This window comes from Pseudomonadales bacterium (genome assembly GCA_013215025.1).
Classification (GTDB): Bacteria; Pseudomonadota; Gammaproteobacteria; order Pseudomonadales; family DT-91; genus DT-91.
The window spans coordinates 1-1,836 of the sequence record JABSRR010000318.1; the positions used below are offsets into that span (position 1 = coordinate 1).

Genomic DNA, 1,836 nt, shown 5'->3' on the forward strand with positions numbered 1-1,836 from the left:
GTCGGATTGTTCACCCGCCAATAGGGAACGTGAGCTGGGTTTAGACCGTCGTGAGACAGGTTAGTTTTACCCTACTGATGAGTTGGATACTGCGACAGTAATCGAACTTAGTACGAGAGGAACAGTTTGTTCAGACAGCTGGTAAATGCAGTTAGCAGAACCGCTAATGCTGCGAAGCTACCATCTGATGGATTACGGCTGAACGCCTCTAAGCCAGAATCCATGCTGGTAATGCAGTGTTACTTATGGCTACCGGCGATTCCTGCATATATTTATGAACTTGATCTTTAGATCGCTTGTACCCTGCTCCAACGGAATGGATAGGGTTTATCAAGAGTCGAATTGTGGTAGCTACTAAATCCTGGGAAGACGACCCAGACGTATCCGGGTATTGTATGTGATGAGAGTGGTCTTTGTGCTGCGATCCATTGAGGTTTATCCCGTGTTTTTTGATTTGGTTTCTACTATTCACAAAAAGTTTCCATTTATAGTAAATGTGAAACTTTTCCTGCTCGGAACCTATGTGGACTGGATTTTGAGGTCAGAATTCTGGCCTCAAAATTCACATCTTACGTTCCCTGAGTGCCAATATTAATCCAACTGCACTTTTGCTGACGTTGCCAAGGCAACGTCTGGGCGTGGTGTGCAAAGTCAGGATTAAGTGTCAATATTAATCCAACTGCACTTTTGCTAACGCTGAAGTAAATGCCAAGTTGCCAGCGAATCTAGGTCTGGGACACTTGCGTGGTGTAGTTCAGCTAAAATCGCCAGAGTCATCTTTTTAGTTGTGCAATATTAATCCAACTGCAGTTTTCTTGATTTCTGATGGCCTCATATAAAAGCCAGCGGCACTCGAAGGGCTTCCCAGGCGGTCCCCCACCCCAGTACTGACCGAGCCTTATGCCGATTAACTGCCGAGTTCAGATGGGATCGGGTGCATTCGACATAGTATGGCCGCTGGCGAAAGCTATGACACCATAACAGTATATATATCATATACATATATATGTAATCAATATATATATGCATATGTAAAAATACAACTTTTTAGTATGACAAAGTCGAAAAACCTGCGGGAATTTTGAAAAAATCAGCACTACTATTCCGAAAAAAAATAACGGTACTTCTCGAGAGGCCAAAATTCGTAAGCGGGGGGAGATTGAAAATTTTTTTTCGCTCCTGCCGCTTACAAAAAACGTGCAAGTAGAGTTATGAATTCAGAGCTTGTGCGACATATGGTTTGGTGTTTTATTCGGATTCGAAACACAGCTGGTACAGCTGCGTCTAGATCCGAATTAAAAGCGTATCCTTCGGGATGCGTGAGTGATAGGATGGTCGTATTGAAACCAAATTGGTATTTCTCTTGTGGTGCATTAGTGTAAGCTTTCGAGCTGCGCAAAAATAGTGTTCTCTGTGGATGTGCTTGCACGTCGCGTCAGGGAATATTGTTAGCCCACAGGAAGTATGATTTGAGTTCACACCCGCTTTGGGTGGTGTGAAGCTCTTGTATTCTTGAGCTCCAAATGGAATCCTGTTGGGCTGGGGATTTTCGAAGACCCGGAACTTCAGGATGCAGTTCATAACCTGGTTGATCCTGCCAGTAGTCATATGCTTGTCTCAAAGATTAAGCCATGCATGTCTCAGTATAAGCTTTACTACTGCGAAACTGCGAATGGCTCATTAAAACAGTTATAGTTTCCTTGACGGCCACTTCTTACTTGGATACCTATGGTAATTCTAGAGCTAATACATGCTTACAGACCCAACTCTTCGGACGGGTTGTGCTTATTAGATACCGAACCAACCCCCTTCGGGGGCTTTTAGTTGATTCATAGT

At 43.7% G+C, this 1,836-nt stretch carries 2 rRNA genes; one reads left to right on the top strand and one right to left on the bottom strand.

From position 1 onward, the window contains the following. Nucleotides 1-222: ribosomal RNA gene (locus HRU21_13300) — 23S ribosomal RNA — on the top strand; the annotation flags it as partial. Between the two features lie 618 nt (nucleotides 223-840). On the opposite strand, the gene rrf is transcribed toward HRU21_13300, so the two are convergent. Then, a 5S ribosomal RNA gene (rrf, locus tag HRU21_13305) occupies nucleotides 841-962 on the bottom strand. Nucleotides 963-1,836 lie beyond the last annotated feature (874 nt).